This is a genomic window from Bradyrhizobium sp., from assembly GCF_049512235.1.
Taxonomy (GTDB): domain Bacteria; phylum Pseudomonadota; class Alphaproteobacteria; order Rhizobiales; family Xanthobacteraceae; genus Bradyrhizobium.
On the sequence record NZ_JBEKXH010000098.1, the window covers coordinates 1 to 16,923 of the forward strand.

A 16,923-nucleotide genomic window follows, 5' to 3' on the forward strand; every position below is an offset into this window, starting at 1 on the left:
CCAAGCACCTTGATGCACATGACACGGCGTGCGCCTGAATTATCGGCCACGTCGAGGTTGGTCTGCATCTGAATCATTGATGCACCTCGTCCTCTTTCTGATGCGCAGATTTGCGCCTAAATTTCCCCGAAATCCGGCTCGGTGAGACCGAACTGACTTCAGGCCGTTTTCTGTTCGCCCCGGACCACGGTCCAGCGCTTCAACTTCGAGATCGGCTTGCTCTCCTCGATCCAAACCATGTCGCCCGGCTTGAACTCGTTGTTCTCGTCGTGCGCGTGGTAGTTTTTCGAGCGCCGAATGGTCTTTTTGTAGATCGGATGGGTAAAGCGGCGATCGACGCGCACCACAACCGTCTTGGCTTGCTTGTCGCTGACGACCACGCCCTGAAGCGTACGTTTTGGCATTTTAAGCCCCTTACTTCTTCTTCGCGCGCTGCTGCGCGGCGATGGTCTTGATGCGGGCGATGTCGCGGCGGGCTTCGCGCAGCCGCGAGGTGTTCTCCAGCTGCCCAGTGGCACGCTGGAAACGCAGGTTGAAACGCTCCTTCTTCAGATTGAGGACGGCGTCATCCATCTGATCGGGGCTCATCGCGCGGATATCGGCAACTTTCATCTCGGACATGGCCACTTCCCTATTCCGCAATACGCGCGACGAAGCGCGTCTTGATCGGCAGCTTGGCGGCGGCCAGCGACAGCGCCTCCTTCGCGGTCTGCACCGTGACGCCGTCAATTTCGAAAATCACGCGGCCCGGCTTGACCCGCGCCACCCACAATTCCGGGGTACCCTTGCCGGAGCCCATGCGGACTTCGGCGGGCTTCTTCGACACCGGCACATCCGGAAAGATCCGGATCCAGACTCGGCCGGCGCGCTTCATGTGACGGGTCAGCGCGCGCCGGGCGGCCTCGATCTGGCGCGCGGTAATGCGCTCGGGCGCCATCGCCTTGAGGCCGAACTGACCGAACGACAACGACGCGCCCGAAGTCGCGCTGCCGTGGATGCGGCCCTTATGCGCCTTCCGGAACTTCGTTTTCTTTGGTTGCATCATGGCTTACGCCCTCAAACCTTCCAAAAATCGCTTCAAGCAGCGTCGCGACGGGGCCGCGCAGTGTCGCCCTCGGCCATCTTCTTGTCCTGCGCCATCGGATCGTGCTCGAGGATTTCACCCTTGAAGATCCAAACCTTGACGCCGCAAGTGCCGAACGTGGTGAACGCGGTTGCGACCCCGTAATCGATGTCGGCGCGCAGCGTGTGCAGCGGCACGCGGCCTTCGCGATACCATTCCATCCGCGCGATTTCGGCGCCGCCGAGACGGCCCGAGCAGTTGATCCGGATGCCCTCGGCGCCGAGACGCATCGCCGACTGCACCGCGCGCTTCATAGCGCGGCGGAACGCGACGCGGCGCTCGAGCTGCTGGGCGATCGATTCGGCAACCAGCGTCGCGTCGAGCTCGGGCTTGCGGATTTCGACGATGTTGATGACGACGTCGGAGGCCGTGATATCGGCGACGCGCTTGCGCAGCTTGTCGATGTCGGCACCCTTCTTGCCGATCACGACGCCGGGACGCGCCGAATGGATCGTCACGCGGCACTTCTTGTGCGGACGCTCGATCACGATCCTGGCGACGGCCGCCTGCTTCAGTTCCTTGTGCAGGATCTCGCGGATTTTGACATCCTCGTGCAAAAGCTTGCCGTACTCGTTCTTGCCGGCGAACCAACGGGAATCCCACGTCCGGTTGATGCCGAGACGCAGCCCGATTGGATTGATCTTCTGACCCATCGTTCTCTCCCGCGCCCCTATTTAAGCGCTCGCCTCGACCTGACGAACCACGATCGTCAGCTGCGAGAATGGTTTAAAGACACGGCCCGAACGGCCACGGCCGCGCGGCGCGAAACGCTTCATCACGATGCCGTTGCCGACATGCGCCTCGGCAACGATCAAATCGTCGACGTCGAGATCGTGGTTGTTCTCGGCATTGGCGATCGCCGATTCCAGGCACTTCTTGACGTCGACCGCGATCCGCTTGCGCGAAAACTGCAGATCGGCGAGCGCGGCCGCAGCCTTCCTGCCGCGGATCAGTTGCGCGACAAGATTGAGCTTCTGCGGGCTGACCCGAAGCATCCGGGCGATCGCCTTGGCCTCGTTGTCCGGGAGGCTCCGTTCGCGCTTTGGTTTGCTCATCGCTTAAGTCCTCAAGCCTTCTTGGCTTTCTTGTCGCCAGAATGGCCGTGAAAGGTCCGGGTCGGCGAAAACTCGCCGAACTTGTGCCCCACCATTTCCTCGTTGACCGATACCGGCACATGCTTCTGGCCGTTGTAGACGCCGAACACCAGACCCACGAACTGCGGCAGGATGGTCGAGCGGCGGCTCCAGATCTTGATCACGTCGTGACGGCCGGACGCGCGCGCGGTATCTGCCTTCTTGAGCAGCGAGCCTTCGACGAACGGGCCTTTCCAGACTGAACGAACCATGTCCGGCGTTCCTTACTTCTTCCGCTTGTGGCGGCTGATGAGAATGAATCTGTTGGTCGATTTGTTCGAGCGGGTCTTCTTGCCCTTGGTGGGCTTGCCCCATGGAGTGACCGGATGACGGCCGCCGGAAGTGCGGCCTTCGCCGCCGCCGTGCGGATGGTCAACCGGGTTCATGGAGACGCCGCGGTTATGCGGCCTTTGGCCGAGCCAGCGGTTGCGACCGGCCTTGCCGATCGAAATATTCATGTGATCCGGGTTGGACACCGCGCCGATGGTGCCCGAGCAGCGGCCGTGAACCAGACGCTGCTCGCCCGAGTTCAGACGCACGATCACGTAGTCCTGGTCGCGACCGACGATCTGGGCGTAGGTGCCGGCGGAACGCGCCAGCTGGCCGCCCTTGCCGATCTTCAATTCCACATTGTGGACGATGGTGCCGATCGGCATGTTGCCGAGCGGCATCACGTTGCCCGGCTTGACGTCGACGTGGTTGCCGGCGATCACGGTGTCGCCGGCCCCAAGACGCTGCGGAGCCAGGATGTAGGCTTGGGTGCCGTCGGCATATTTCAAGAGCGCGATAAAGGCGGTGCGGTTCGGATCGTATTCGAGGCGCTCGACGGTCGCAGGCATGTCGACCTTGGTGCGCTTGAAATCGACGATGCGATAGGACTGTTTGTGACCGCCGCCGCGAAAGCGCACCACCGTGCGGCCGGTGTTGTTGCGGCCGCCGCTGGATTGCTTGCCCTCGGTCAGCCTCTTGACCGGCTTGCCCTTGTAGAGCGCCGAACGATCGACCATCACCAGCTGGCGCTGGCCCGGCGTCGTGGGGTTGAATGTTTTCAATGCCATCGTGGTATCGCCTTATAACCCGGTGGTGACGTCGATGCGGTGGCCCTCTTCGAGGGTCACGATCGCCCGCTTCACGTCCGACTGCGAACCGTAGGTGCCGCGAAAGACCTTGGTCTTGCCCTTGCGCACCAGCGTGTTCACGCTCTTGACCTTGACGTCGAACAGCTTCTCGACGGCTTCCTTGATCTGCGGCTTGGTGGCCTTGCTCGCGACCTTGAACACCACCTTGTTGTGTTCGGACGCGTAAGTCGCCTTCTCGGTCACAACCGGGGCGACGATGATGTCGTAGTGGCGCGGATCGATATTCTTCATTTGAAGCGCGCCTCCAACGCATCCAGCGCCGCCTTGGTCAGCACCAGCTTCTGACGCCGCAGAATGTCATAGACGTTGATGCCCTGAACCGGCAGCACGTCGATATCAGGGATATTGCGCGCCGCGGCGGCAAAGCCGTGATGGACGGTGGCGCCGTCGATGATCAGCGCATTGGTGAGGCCAAGGCCGGAAAAGTGTCCGACCAGCGCCTTGGTCTTGGCGGCCTCGAGCACAGCCGATTCGATCACGATCAGGCCGCCGTCCCTGGCTTTCGCCGAAAGCGCGTGGCGCAGCGCCAGGGCGCGAACCTTCTTCGGCAAATCGGTCGCGTGCGAGCGCACCACCGGACCGAACGCACGGCCGCCGCCGCGGAACTGGGGCACTCGGGCCGAGCCGTGACGCGCTCCGCCGGTACCCTTCTGCTTGTACATCTTCTTGCCGGTGCGCCAGACATCGGCGCGGCCCTGGGCCTTGTGGGTCCCGGCCTGCCGCTTGTTGAGCTGCCACTGCACGCAGCGCTGGATGATGTCCTTGCGCGGCTGGAGACCGAAAATCTCGTCGGACAGCTGGACCGAGCCGGCCGCCTTGCCGTCAAGCGTTGTGACGTTCAATTCCATCTCACGCGCCCTCCTGCTCGGCCGGCACTGCTGCCGCCTGCTCGCCGCCAGCGTCGGCCAGGCGGAACTTGCCGGGCTTCGGCGCGTCCTTCGGCAACGCCTTCTTGACGGCATCGCGCACCGCGATCCATCCGCCCTTGGAGCCGGGAACGGCGCCTTCGACCAGGATCAGCCCGCGCGCGACGTCGGTCTGGACCACGCGCAGATTGAGCGTGGTGATGCGATCGACGCCCATGTGACCAGGCATCTTCTTGTTCTTGAAGGTCTTGCCCGGGTCCTGGCGTCCGCCGGTCGAACCGATCGAACGATGCGAAACCGAGACACCGTGGGTGGCGCGCAGGCCGCCGAAATTCCAGCGCTTGATGCCGCCGGCGAAACCCTTGCCCACCGAGGTGCCGGTGACGTCGACGAACTGGCCGACCACGAAATGGTCGGCCTGAATTTCGGCGCCGACCGGGATCAGCGCGTCTTCCGAGACGCGGAATTCGGTAACCTCGCGCTTGGGCTCGACCTTGGCGACCGCGAACTGGCCGCGCTCCGCCTTCGGCAGATAGACGGTCTTGCGGGTGCCCGAGCCGAGTTGAAGCGCGACATAACCGTTCTTCTCGGTCGTGCGGTGACCCAACACCTGGCAATTGTCCAGCTTCAGCACGGTCACGGGGATATGTTCGCCGGTCTCGGTAAAGACCCGCGTCATCCCGACCTTCTGTGCGATCACTCCGGAGCGCATCGGCGTGCTTCCTGTTCTTTCTGTCCGCTATCTTCGGACCGGCTTAAAATTCAGAGCTTGATTTCGACGTCGACACCGGCGGCCAGATCGAGCTTCATCAGCGCGTCCACGGTCTGCGGGGTCGGATCGACGATATCGAGAAGGCGCTTGTGCGTGCGCATCTCGAACTGCTCGCGGCTCTTCTTGTCGACATGCGGCGAACGGTTGACGGTAAACTTCTCGATACGGGTGGGCAGCGGAATCGGTCCGCGAACCTGGGCACCGGTACGTTTCGCCGTGTTGACGATCTCACGCGTCGACGAATCGAGGATTCGATGGTCGAACGCCTTGAGACGTATCCGAATATTCTGGCCGTTCATTGCCGCTGTCTTTCTGTTCCGTCATGCCGGGCTTGTCCCGGCCATCCACGTCTGCAAAAGGAAGTCGTGGATGCCCGGCGCAAGGCCGGGCATGACGACGGATAGTTGGCTACTCGATGATGCTTGCGACAACGCCGGCACCGACGGTGCGGCCACCTTCGCGGATCGCGAAGCGCAACTTTTCTTCCATCGCGATCGGCACGATCAGGTGCACTTCCATCGCGATGTTGTCGCCCGGCATCACCATTTCGGTGCCTTCGGGCAGATGCACGACACCGGTCACGTCGGTGGTGCGGAAGTAGAACTGCGGCCGGTAGTTGGTGAAGAATGGCGTGTGCCGACCGCCCTCCTCCTTGGTCAGAATGTAGGCCTCGGCCTTGAACTTGGTGTGCGGCTTCACCGAACCCGGCTTGCACAGCACTTGACCGCGCTCGACTTCCTCGCGCTTGGTGCCGCGCAGCAGCGCGCCGATGTTGTCGCCGGCCTGGCCCTGGTCGAGCAGCTTGCGGAACATCTCGACGCCGGTGACGATGGTCTTCTGGGTATCGCGCAGGCCGACGATCTCGATTTCCTCGCCGACCTTGACCACGCCGCGCTCGACCCGTCCGGTCACCACGGTGCCGCGGCCGGAGATCGAGAACACGTCTTCCACCGGCATCAGGAACGGCTGGTCGATCGGACGCTCCGGCTGCGGGATGTAGCTGTCCACCGCCTTCATCAGCTCGAGGATGGAGTCATGGCCGAGCGTCCTGTCCTTGTCTTCCAGCGCGGCCAGCGCCGAACCCTTGACGATCGGGATGGTGTCGCCCGGAAATTCGTACTTCGACAGCAATTCGCGAACTTCGAGTTCGACGAGCTCGAGCAGTTCCGGATCGTCGACCATGTCGCACTTGTTCAGGAACACCACCATCGCGGGAACGCCGACCTGCTTTGCCAGCAGGATGTGTTCGCGGGTCTGCGGCATCGGGCCGTCGGCCGCCGACACCACCAGGATCGCCCCGTCCATCTGCGCGGCACCGGTGATCATGTTCTTCACATAGTCGGCATGGCCCGGACAATCGACGTGCGCGTAGTGCCGGTTCTTGGTCTCGTATTCGACATGCGCGGTCGAGATCGTGATGCCGCGGGCCTTCTCTTCCGGCGCCTTGTCGATCTGGTCGTAGGCGGTGAACGTCGCGCCGCCGGTTTCCGCCAGCACCTTGGTGATCGCCGCCGTCAGCGACGTCTTGCCGTGGTCAACGTGACCGATGGTTCCGATGTTGCAGTGCGGCTTGTTACGTTCAAATTTTGCTTTGGCCATTTGACTCTCCGTTCAGTCGTTAACTGCCGCTAACGACAATCAGGCAAATTTCTTCTGGACTTCCGCCGACACGTTGGCCGGCGCTTCCGCGTAGTGATCGAACTGCATGGTAAAGGTTGCGCGGCCCTGGCTCATCGAGCGCAGGTTATTCACGTAACCGAACATGTTCATGAGCGGCACCATCGCGTTGATGACGTTGGCGTTGCCGCGCATGTCCTGCCCCTGAATCTGCCCGCGCCGCGAATTCAGATCGCCGATGACCGAACCGGTGTAATCCTCCGGCGTCACCACCTCGACCTTCATGATCGGCTCGAGCAGCACCGACTTGCCCTTTTGCAGCGCGTCGCGGAACGCCGCGCGCGAGGCAATTTCGAACGCCAGCGCTGAGGAGTCGACGTCGTGATAGGCGCCGTCCACCAGCTGGACCTTGACGTCGACCACCGGGAAGCCGGCGACCACGCCGGCGCCGAGCACGCTGTTGAGGCCCTTTTCGACGCCGGGGATGTATTCCTTCGGTACCGCGCCGCCGACGACCTTGGATTCGAATTCGAATCCCTTGCCGGGCTCGTTCGGTTCGACGATCAACTTGACCCGCGCGAACTGGCCGGTACCGCCGGTCTGCTTCTTGTGGGTATAGTCGACTTCGACGCGCCTGGTGATGCGTTCGCGGAACGCCACCTGCGGCGCACCGATATTGGCGTCGACCTTATAGGTCCGGCGCAGGATGTCGACCTTGATGTCGAGATGCAGTTCGCCCATGCCCTTGAGAATGGTCTGGCCGGACTCCTGATCGGTCGAGACCCGGAACGAGGGATCCTCCGCGGCGAGCTTGGCGAGCGCGACGCCGAGCTTTTCCTGGTCGGCCTTTGACTTCGGCTCGATCGCGATCTCGATGACCGGCTCCGGAAACTCCATCTTTTCCAGAATAACCGGCTTGTTGGCGTCGCACAGGGTATCGCCGGTGCGGGCTTCCTTGAGGCCCGCCAGCGCCACGATGTCGCCGGCGAAGGCTTCCTTGATGTCTTCGCGGTTGTTGGCATGCATCAGCAACATCCGCCCGATCCGCTCCTTGCGGTCACGGGTCGAATTGATGACGCCAGTGCCCGACAAAAGCGTGCCGGAATAGATGCGGCAAAAAGTGATGGTGCCGACGAAGGGATCGTCCATGATCTTGAACGCAAGCAGCGCCAGGGGCTCCTTGTCGTTCGGCAGGCGAACGACTTCGTTGCCGTCCTCATCGACGCCCTTGATCGCGGGCACGTCGACCGGCGACGGCAGATAATCCACCACCGCGTCGAGCAGCGGCTGCACGCCCTTGTTCTTGAACGCCGAGCCGCACAGCACCGGGAAGAACGCGCCGGTCAGCACGGCCTTGCGGATCATACGCTTCAAGGTCGGCTCATCGGGCTCGTTACCGTCGAGGTAAGCGGCGAGAACCTCGTCATCGAGCTCGACCGCGGACTCCAGCAGCTTCTCGCGATATTCCTTGGCCTTCTCGACCATATCCTCGGGAATATCGATATCCTTGAAATTGGCGCCGAGCGCCTCGTCTTCCCAGATCACGCCCTTCATGCGGACCAGATCGATCAGGCCCTTGAAGTTGTTCTCCGAGCCGATCGGCAGCTGAATCGCGATCGGCTTGGCGCCGAGACGGTCGACGATATCGTCGAGGCATTTATAGAAATCGGCGCCGGTCTTATCCATCTTGTTGGCGAAGACGATGCGCGGAACCCGGTACTTGTCGCCCTGACGCCAGACGGTTTCGGTCTGCGGCTCGACGCCCTGGTTGCTGTCGAGCACGCACACCGCGCCGTCGAGCACGCGCAGCGAACGCTCGACCTCGATGGTGAAGTCGACATGGCCGGGGGTATCGATGATGTTCAGCCGCTTGCCGTTCCAGAACGCGGTGGTCGCGGCGGAAGTAATGGTGATGCCGCGCTCCTGCTCCTGTTCCATCCAGTCCATCGTCGCGGCACCCTCGTGCACTTCGCCGATTTTGTGGCTCTTGCCGGTATAATACAGGATGCGCTCGGTGGTCGTGGTCTTGCCGGCATCGATATGTGCCATGATACCGAAGTTACGGTAATCCTCTATGGCATGAACGCGGGGCATGGGCTGTTCCTCAAGTTCCGTTCGTTTCGCCGTTACCAGCGATAATGCGAGAAGGCGCGGTTGGCTTCCGCCATCCGGTGCACGTCTTCGCGCTTCTTGACGGCGTTTCCCCTGCCATTCGACGCGTCAAGCAGCTCGGCCGAGAGCCGCTCCGTCATCGTCTTTTCATTGCGCTCACGCGCTGCCGATATAAGCCATCGGATCCCCAGCGCCTGCCGGCGCACGGTGCGCACTTCGACCGGCACCTGGTAGGTGGCGCCGCCGACGCGGCGCGAACGCACTTCGATCGTCGGCATCACGTTCTCGAGCGCCTGCTCAAAAACCGTCAGCGGGCTCTGCTTGGTCTTGGTCTCGATCATGCCGAGCGCGCCATAGACGATGCCTTCGGCGACCGATTTCTTTCCGGCGTACATCACCGAGTTCATGAACTTGGTAATGATGATGTTTCCGAACTTCGGATCCGGAAGCACTTCACGTTTTTCAGCAGAATGGCGGCGAGACATCTCTTCTCTTCCTTCGTCATGGCCGGGCTCGTCCCGGCCATCCACGTCTTGACTCTTTGATCCAGATCCCCGGGTCTCACTACGTTCGCCCGGGAATTGATCCGGGCTACGCTCGGATCATTTCGGACGCTTCGCGCCGTACTTCGAACGGCGCTGCTTACGGTTCTTGACGCCCTGGGTATCGAGGACGCCGCGGAGAATGTGATAGCGCACGCCCGGCAAATCCTTGACCCGGCCGCCGCGGATCATGACCACGGAGTGCTCCTGCAGGTTATGACCCTCACCGGGTATGTAGCCGATGACCTCGAAGCCGTTGGTCAGGCGCACCTTGGCGACCTTGCGAAGCGCGGAGTTCGGCTTCTTCGGGGTCGTGGTGTAGACGCGGGTGCAAACGCCGCGCTTTTGCGGCGATTGCTGCAGCGCCGGCACCTTCTTCCGCGACTTCTGCACCGTCCGCGGAAATGCGATCAGCTGGTTGATCGTCGGCATGTCAGCCTTCACCCTTTAATTCGCGCGAAACCGGCATCGGCTTCGCAAATCAATTCGGGACTAACCGTCCCATCCGGTCGCCGCGCACGAAAACCAATCGCGCCAAACGAAATCGCGCCAACCGCTCACTGCTGAGCGGAAAGCGCTTCGACGCCACAGAGGACCGCGGTCGAAACCGATCAACGAAAATTGATCAGCCAACTACCGGGGTCATGCATCCGAAATCAATCTCAAGAGAACTTGCTCAAGAGAACCAAGATCGTCCTGGCATTGCCTAGCTATCATCGACAGCGTTTGAGCGGCATTCGTCGAGGTTGATGCCCGTCCCGATCCCCAAGGAAACTACACAAGGGATTGTAAAGGGTGATCCGTTCCGACTCTGGCGTCGCTCACCGCCTGTCGTTAAGTGCGCGGGTTTTATCGGCGGCGGATAGCCAAGTCAAGGCGAAACGACAAGGTTGGAAACGCCTCTGGGGCTTGAAGAATCGGCTCGCTTGGAGGCTTTGCCGAGCCCGTCACCAGCAAGGCCGGGCCGGGTTCGAAAGCCGCCGATTCCTAATTTTATCCGGGTATTATACCCTGGGCTGTACTGCTCCGCCCCGTCCCCGGTTGCGTTGCAGCTTTATTTGCTTTTCCCGGCGCAATGATGGGTGCGCCACCGGCTCAGCGCGAGCCTGAAAGTTCGCGCTCAATTCTCGTCGTTATCGTCGTCGTCTTCGTCGTCGCTGTCGTCGTCGGCCTGATCGGCCGCTTCATGCGGGGTATGGCTCTGATCGTCCCAGAGCTTTCGATAGACGCCGCCCGCGGCGAGCAGCTTGGCGTGCGAGCCGCGTTCGATCGCCCTGCCGCCGGATATCACGATGATCTCATCCATATCGACCACGGACGTCAGGCGGTGGGTCGAGAAAATCATGGTGCGGTCCTTCGCGACCTTGAACAGCGTGCGGTTGATCGCGGCTTCCGTCGTCTGGTCGAGCGCCGAGGTCGCCTCATCAAGCAGCAGAACCGACGGATCGCGCACGATCGCACGGGCGATCGCGATACGCTGGCGCTGGCCGCCCGAGAGCGTATCGCCGCGCTCACCGACCGGCGTGTCGTATTTTTGCGGAAGTGACATGATGTAGCGATGGATCTCGGCCTTGCGCGCCGCCGCAACGACCTCCTCGTCGCTGGCGCCTTCCTTGCCGAGCCGGATGTTTTCCCGTATCGACATGTTGAACAGCATGTTCTCCTGGAAAACCACCGCCATGCTCCGGCGCAGGGATTCCCGGGTCACCTTGCGGATATCGACGCCATCGATGGTCACCCGCCCCTCATCCGGCACATAGAGCCGCAGAATCAGATTGAGCAGTGTGCTCTTGCCCGATCCGCTCGGGCCGACGATGGCGATGGTCTTGCCGACATTCAGCTTGAGGCTGAGATTATCGAGCACCGGCGTCTGGCTGCCTTCATACTGGAACGTGACATGGTCGAAAGTGATGTCGTTGGTGATGCGCGGCAGGTCGGGCGCGCCCGGTCGATCGGCGCCGCGGGTCGGCTCATCTAGCAGTTCCTGGATGTGGCGGACCGCCGCCGCCGACTGGATCGACACCGGAATGAAATGCATGATATGGGCGATGTTGTAGGACACTTCCCAGAATGCGCTCTCGAACGTCACGAAGGTGCCGATTGTGATCTGCCCCTTGGTGGCGAGATAGGCGCCGATGGCGAGCACCACGAGGTGCAGCAACAACACCGAGATCGTAACCGTGCGTTCGACCATGGTCGACAGGAACGCCGCCGACGCGATCTTCCGGCGCGCCGCGTCGTTGCGCATCGTGAACCAGCCCAGCGTCCGGCGCTGCAGGCTGAACGCCTTGACCACCGCCTGCGCCGCAATGTTTTCCTGCACCATGCCGAGCAGCGCCGATTCATTGAGCTTCTGCTCGTAATTCGCCAGCACCGCCTTCGGCGTCAGTATCCGCGGACCAATCAACGTGATCGGGAACACCAACAGCGAAATCGCGGCGAGCTGCCAGTTCAGAAACAGCATCAGAACGATACCGGCGATCAATTCGAAGAAAGGCAGCGCCGCACTGCTCGCAAAACTCTTGATCGACCCTTCGAAAGCTGCAAGGTCGACGGAAAACCGCGACAGAATCTCGCCGCGCTTGGTGCGGGCAAAGTAGGCCGACGGCAAATTCTGGACGTGCTCGAACAGGTTGGTCCGGACGTCGGAAATCAGCGACGCCGCCAGCTTGGCATCCCACCGCTCGTACCAGACCGCGACGACCGAGGTGACGATTCCCGCGGCCGCCAGCACCGACAGGATCCGGACCAGCGCCTGGAAATCCTCCTCGCCGAGCGCATCGTCAATCAGGAACTTCAGGCTCAGCGGCATGATGACGTTGAACAGCGTCTCGACCGTGACGCCGAGGCCGATGAACGTCATTATCCTCCTGTAGTTCTTCAGAAATGGTTTGACGAATGCATAGATGGTTGCCAGCGCGCCGGCGGCTTCCTTCGCGGTAAAGACGACGAGATCCTCCTCCTCGTCCTCGTCGAGGGCAAGCTCGTCGTCATCCTCATCGTCATGGTGGTCCGGCGCAGATGATGCCGCCTTGCCGCCGACTACGCGACCATCGGCGCCCGCTGTGATCTTGCCGCCGAGCTCCGGGGCAACGGCATGATCCGCGGAAGCGGACGTTTGCTCAACCGGCGAAGGAGCCTTGGGCGCCATGAAACCAACCGATGCTGTACGGCCGGCATGACCGTAAACGCGAGGGAACAGCGGAGCGAACCACCGCGTCGAGCCTATGCGGCTGGCGCGCTTTCAGCAAAATAATTGCAAGCGCCCGCCGCAGCGCCCTAGTCGCCGGCCTTGACCTTGTCAAAGAACGAGTAGCGCAGGCTCTCGGAGTCCGCATACCACTGACCCGGTCCCTTGTTGGCCGCCAGGGTCGCCGTCCACAGCGCATCGGTGCAATCATGGCGGTGCATCGAGAGGTCGAAGCCGTTGTTGAAAAACAGCTCCGACCATTCCCACCAGGTGCCGAGCTTCCTGACCCCGCGCAGCAGGTCATAGCGATCGATCAGCGCAGGCGTCATGTCCGAGGTCACCGACCCGAACACCAGCCCGGTCTTCACGACCCGATTCAATTCGCGAACCGCCCGCGGCACCTGCCGCTCCGCAACATGGCACAGGCTGGTCTCGAACACGAAATCGAACTCATCGTCCTCGAACGGCAGATCGGCGATGGTTCCGAGCTTGTTGAACTTCTTCAGCGCATCCGGCGTCCTGGCGTGGATCGCGCGGTTGTTCTCGATCCCCCACGCATCTACTCCGCAATCGCGCAGCACTCCCACCAGTTCTCCACTGGCGGACCCGGCCACCAGCAGTTTGTAACCCCCGGCCTGGTTCCAGACGATCCTGATGAGATCCATCAGGTAGGCCGGATCGGTAAATTGGCTCCAGACCTCATGATAGGGCCCGAGCCCGCGATAATTCTCGAAATAGGCGCGATCGATCTTGTCCGGTGCGGGCTTGCCGTCCGCTCGGCGGGCACGGCGCAACCGCATCATCTCGGTGACAATGATGTCGGTGGCGGCATCGGAGGAATCGAGCAGTCCGTTCAGCGTCGAATCGAACAGATAGTCGCCGACCACGACCAAGCCGGGATGCTGCCTCGGTTCGGGCCGATGGTTGGTCATGACGTCGCGCGCCGGCATACCGCCGGGAATGGCGTTGACTGACGAAAGCCAGCGATGGATCTTGCCCTCCACGAAGTGCTCGCGCGCGTTGCCGAGCGCGGCCGGCAGCGATTTCAAGGCGGCGTCGATCAGTTCCTGATCGTTGAGGTTGGCGAAGGCGAGCGCGTCGGAGCCGGCGATCAGCCAGTTCAGCACGCCGTGCCTGCCGACATCGTGCCGCGAGCCCTCGTTGTAGACGCAGCAGCCGCCGAACGCCTCGGACATGAACCACGAACCCGGGATCTTCTCTCCCCAAAACGGCTCGTCGAACAGGATCGAGACCCGCAAATAATGCGCCGGGCGGTCGAAATAAGCGATGTGCTTGACCATCGACTGGCGCAGGTGCTCGCCCTCCCATCCCATGGTCGCGAGCCAGTTATGCGGCAGACACATCAGAACGAGATCGAAATCCCTGTTCTCCGGTCCCTTGCCGTTCATCATGTTGAGCTGATAGCGGCCGGCCGCGGTCTTGCCGACCTTGAGCACGCGGTGATTGAGCTCGATGTCCGCCTCGACCTCGGACTGCAGGCAATCGATCAACTGCTCGTTGCCGTTCTGGATCGAGTACAGGCCGATATAGCCGTCGACGTCCATGACGAAGTTCTTCAGGGCATTGAGCCCGTTGGTGTTGTGGCTCTCGGTGGCGATGTCCGACCGCGCCATCACCTTGAAAAAGCGCTTGGCCGTGGGATCGTCCACTTCCCTGTCGAGCAACTCCTCGCAGCTGACATACGCCCATGGATGCTCGTTGTCGTGGGCGCCGACGCCTTCGTAATATTCGGCCGGCGACACCATCTCGGCGCAGCGCTTGCGAAATGCTTCGATCGCCTCGGCGGTCTTGGCACCGTATTTGCGCCGCATGCCCGGCACGTCGTTCAACAGCTCGCCATCGAGCTGGACCTGCTCGGCATCCATTGGAATGGTCTGCAGACCAAAATGCTGGATCATCTCGCGCAACGGGTCCGGCCCGGTCATCGAGTAGTCGTAGATCTCGGCGACGCCGGCCTCGTACATCGCCGGCGCGGCATCGAATTTGCGCGTCAGGATCTTGCCGCCGAGGCGGTCGGAGGCCTCGAAAATGGTGACGCGGCAGAGTTCACCGAGCTTCTTTTTGAGATACCAGGCGCTCATCAGGCCGCCCGGCCCGCCGCCTACGATTGCAAGATCCAGCATGTTTTTCCCGGTAATGTAATGTCCCGCCGCCGGCAAATTCTTGCCGGCGTCCGGTCTAAGTCCAGCCCAGAGAAGCACTTTTCAGCCTGAAGGGAAGATGAACGGATGCGGGCATAAAGGTCACACCAGGCGAAAAAACAGCAAAAGGCCGGCTGAGCCGGCCTTTTGTCACAACATCATGAATTTATAGGCTTTATTCCGCCGGCGGCAGCGCCAGGGGCTCCATTTCCGGAGCCGCCGGCACGATCGCGGCCTGCTTCTCGCGTTCATCAAGGATCAGCTTGTCGCGCTTGACGGCCACTTCGCGGATCTTGGCCATCGAGGCGCCGGTACCGGCCGGAATCAGCCGGCCGACGATGACGTTCTCCTTGAGACCTTCCAGCGGGTCCACCTTGCCGTTGACGGCGGCCTCGGTGAGCACGCGGGTGGTCTCCTGGAACGACGCCGCCGAGAAGAACGAACGGGTCTGCAGGCTCGCCTTGGTGATGCCGAGCAGCACCGGCGTTCCCGTGGCCGGCTTCTTGCCCTCTTCCTTCGCCTTGGCGTTGATCTGGTCGAACTCGATCTTGTCGATCTGCTCGCCCGAGATCATGTCGGTATCGCCCTGGTCGGTGATCTCGACCTTCTGCAGCATCTGGCGGACAATCACCTCGATGTGCTTGTCGTTGATCAGCACGCCCTGCAGCCGGTAGACTTCCTGGATTTCGTTGACCAGATAGGCCGCGAGTTCCTCGATGCCCTTGATCGCCAGAATGTCGTGCGGCGCCGGATTGCCTTCGACGATGAAATCGCCCTTTTCGACGATGTCGCCGTCCTGCAGATGGATGTGCTTGCCCTTCGGGATCAGGTACTCCCTGGTCTCCTCGTTCTTGTCCATCGGCTCGATCGAGATGCGGCGCTTGTTCTTGTAGTCGCGGCCAAAGCGGATGGTGCCCGCGATTTCCGCGATGATCGCCGCGTCCTTTGGCTTGCGAGCCTCGAACAGTTCCGCCACCCGCGGCAGACCGCCGGTGATGTCACGGGTCTTGGCGCTTTCGGTGGAGATACGCGCGAGAATGTCGCCGTTCTTCACCTTGGCGCCGACGTCGACCGAGAGGATCGCGTCGACCGAGAGCATGTAGCGAGCCTCACCGCCACGCGCGAGCTTGAGGATCTTGCCATCCTTGCCCTTGATGACGATGGCCGGACGCAGATCGCCGCCGCCCCGCGTGGTGCGCCAGTCGATGACGACGCGCTTGGCGATACCGGTGGATTCGTCGAGCGTCTCCGAGATCGACTGCCCTTCCACCAGGTCCTCGAACCCGATGGTGCCGTCGACTTCGGTGAGGATGGGACGTGAGTACGGATCCCACTCCGCGATGCGCTGGCCGCGCTTGACCGTATCGCCTTCATCGACGTGCATGCGCGCGCCGTACTGAATGCGGTGGGTCGCACGCTCGGTGCCGTCGGCATCGCTGATCGCCACCACCATGTTGCGGACCATCGCGACCAGAATACCTTCGCTGTTCTTCGAGATGGCCTTGTTCCTGATCGTCACCTTGCCGTCGAAATTCGACTCGATGAACGACTGCTCGTTGATCTGCGCCGCGCCGCCGATGTGGAACGTACGCATCGTCAGCTGGGTGCCGGGTTCACCGATCGACTGGGCGGCGATAACGCCGACCGCCTCACCGTGATTGACCGGCGTGCCGCGGGCCAGATCGCGGCCGTAGCACTTGCCGCAGATGCCGTTGACCAGTTCGCAGGTCAGCGCCGAGCGGATCTTCACTTCCTGGATGCCGGCCTGCTGGATGGCGTCGACATGCGTCTCCTCCATCAGCGTGCCGCGCTTGACCACAACCTTGTTGGTCGCGGGGTCGCGCAAGTCCTCGCCCGCGGTGCGGCCGAGAATACGGGAAGCGAGCGAAGCCACCACGGTGCCGGCATCGACGATGGCGCGCATCTTGATGCCGAGCTTGGTGCCGCAGTCGTCCTGCGTGATGATGCAGTCCTGCGCCACGTCGACCAGACGGCGGGTCAGGTAACCGGAGTTCGCGGTCTTCAACGCAGTGTCCGCGAGCCCCTTGCGGGCGCCGTGGGTCGAGTTGAAGTATTCGAGCACCGAAAGGCCTTCCTTGAAGTTGGAAATGATCGGCGTCTCGATGATCTCGCCCGACGGCTTGGCCATCAGGCCGCGCATTCCGGCAAGCTGGCGCATCTGCGCCGGCGAGCCGCGCGCACCGGAATGCGCCATCATGTAGATCGAGTTGATGTCGGCATCCGCGCCCTTCGCGTTCTTCTTGGTC

19 protein-coding genes are annotated in these 16,923 nt (G+C 62.1%); all 19 read right to left on the bottom strand.

Going from position 1 to position 16,923, the window contains the following annotated elements:
* Positions 1-77: uL14 family ribosomal protein (locus tag ABSG20_RS11765; protein WP_206621167.1), on the bottom strand; the 77-nt coding region annotated here is incomplete at its 3' end.
* A gap of 81 nt (positions 78-158) precedes the next feature.
* Positions 159-404, bottom strand: a complete 246-nt coding sequence (gene rpsQ / locus ABSG20_RS11770) for a 30S ribosomal protein S17 (protein ID WP_079543879.1) — start codon at positions 402-404, stop codon at positions 159-161.
* 10 nt (positions 405-414) lie between these two features.
* Entirely contained in the window at positions 415-621 is a 207-nt protein-coding gene (gene rpmC / locus ABSG20_RS11775) for a 50S ribosomal protein L29 (RefSeq protein WP_423864687.1), read from the bottom strand.
* A 10-nt stretch (positions 622-631) separates the two neighbouring features.
* Positions 632-1,045, bottom strand: coding sequence for a 50S ribosomal protein L16 (gene rplP, locus ABSG20_RS11780; protein WP_423864675.1), 414 nt, complete (start codon positions 1,043-1,045; stop codon positions 632-634).
* A gap of 32 nt (positions 1,046-1,077) precedes the next feature.
* A complete protein-coding gene (gene rpsC / locus ABSG20_RS11785; RefSeq protein ID WP_025588651.1) occupies positions 1,078-1,776 on the bottom strand; it encodes a 30S ribosomal protein S3 in 699 nt (232 codons plus the stop codon).
* Between the two features lie 21 nt (positions 1,777-1,797).
* Positions 1,798-2,178: a 50S ribosomal protein L22 gene (gene rplV / locus ABSG20_RS11790; protein ID WP_423864676.1), complete on the bottom strand. Its 381-nt coding sequence runs from the start codon at positions 2,176-2,178 to the stop codon at positions 1,798-1,800.
* An 11-nt stretch (positions 2,179-2,189) separates the two neighbouring features.
* Positions 2,190-2,468 (bottom strand): 30S ribosomal protein S19, encoded by a 279-nt coding sequence (rpsS, locus tag ABSG20_RS11795; protein ID WP_159006278.1) that lies wholly within the window; start codon positions 2,466-2,468, stop codon positions 2,190-2,192.
* A 12-nt stretch (positions 2,469-2,480) separates the two neighbouring features.
* Positions 2,481-3,314, bottom strand: a complete 834-nt coding sequence (rplB, locus tag ABSG20_RS11800; protein ID WP_423864677.1) for a 50S ribosomal protein L2 — start codon at positions 3,312-3,314, stop codon at positions 2,481-2,483.
* Positions 3,315-3,326: 12 nt separating this feature from the next.
* Complete coding sequence (locus ABSG20_RS11805; protein ID WP_423864678.1) at positions 3,327-3,626, bottom strand: 50S ribosomal protein L23; 300 nt, start codon at positions 3,624-3,626, stop codon at positions 3,327-3,329.
* On the bottom strand, positions 3,623-4,243 hold the full coding sequence (gene rplD / locus ABSG20_RS11810; RefSeq protein ID WP_423864679.1) for a 50S ribosomal protein L4: 621 nt from the start codon (positions 4,241-4,243) through the stop codon (positions 3,623-3,625). The genes ABSG20_RS11805 and rplD overlap by 4 nt, the downstream gene beginning before the upstream one ends.
* Position 4,244: 1 nt before the next feature.
* Positions 4,245-4,973 carry a 50S ribosomal protein L3 gene (gene rplC, locus ABSG20_RS11815; protein ID WP_423864680.1) on the bottom strand — a complete coding sequence of 243 codons (729 nt, stop codon included), beginning with the start codon at positions 4,971-4,973 and terminating at the stop codon, positions 4,245-4,247.
* A 50-nt stretch (positions 4,974-5,023) separates the two neighbouring features.
* A complete protein-coding gene (rpsJ, locus tag ABSG20_RS11820; protein WP_011473876.1) occupies positions 5,024-5,332 on the bottom strand; it encodes a 30S ribosomal protein S10 in 309 nt (102 codons plus the stop codon).
* Between the two features lie 109 nt (positions 5,333-5,441).
* Positions 5,442-6,632, bottom strand: a complete 1,191-nt coding sequence (gene tuf / locus ABSG20_RS11825; RefSeq protein WP_423864681.1) for an elongation factor Tu — start codon at positions 6,630-6,632, stop codon at positions 5,442-5,444.
* Positions 6,633-6,671: 39 nt separating this feature from the next.
* On the bottom strand, positions 6,672-8,744 hold the full coding sequence (gene fusA, locus ABSG20_RS11830; protein WP_423864682.1) for an elongation factor G: 2,073 nt from the start codon (positions 8,742-8,744) through the stop codon (positions 6,672-6,674).
* A 32-nt stretch (positions 8,745-8,776) separates the two neighbouring features.
* Positions 8,777-9,247 (bottom strand): 30S ribosomal protein S7, encoded by a 471-nt coding sequence (gene rpsG / locus ABSG20_RS11835; RefSeq protein WP_423864683.1) that lies wholly within the window; start codon positions 9,245-9,247, stop codon positions 8,777-8,779.
* Positions 9,248-9,364: 117 nt separating this feature from the next.
* The gene (rpsL, locus tag ABSG20_RS11840; protein ID WP_423864684.1) at positions 9,365-9,736 is read right to left on the bottom strand and encodes a 30S ribosomal protein S12; all 372 of its coding nucleotides are present in this window, start codon (positions 9,734-9,736) and stop codon (positions 9,365-9,367) included.
* Between the two features lie 688 nt (positions 9,737-10,424).
* Positions 10,425-12,455 carry an ABC transporter ATP-binding protein gene (locus tag ABSG20_RS11845; protein WP_423864685.1) on the bottom strand — a complete coding sequence of 677 codons (2,031 nt, stop codon included), beginning with the start codon at positions 12,453-12,455 and terminating at the stop codon, positions 10,425-10,427.
* 128 nt (positions 12,456-12,583) lie between these two features.
* Positions 12,584-14,638 carry an FAD-dependent oxidoreductase gene (locus ABSG20_RS11850; protein ID WP_423864686.1) on the bottom strand — a complete coding sequence of 685 codons (2,055 nt, stop codon included), beginning with the start codon at positions 14,636-14,638 and terminating at the stop codon, positions 12,584-12,586.
* 193 nt (positions 14,639-14,831) lie between these two features.
* Positions 14,832-16,923, bottom strand: a 2,092-nt coding sequence (locus ABSG20_RS11855) for a DNA-directed RNA polymerase subunit beta' (RefSeq protein ID WP_490338320.1), incomplete at its 5' end; no start/stop codon positions are given.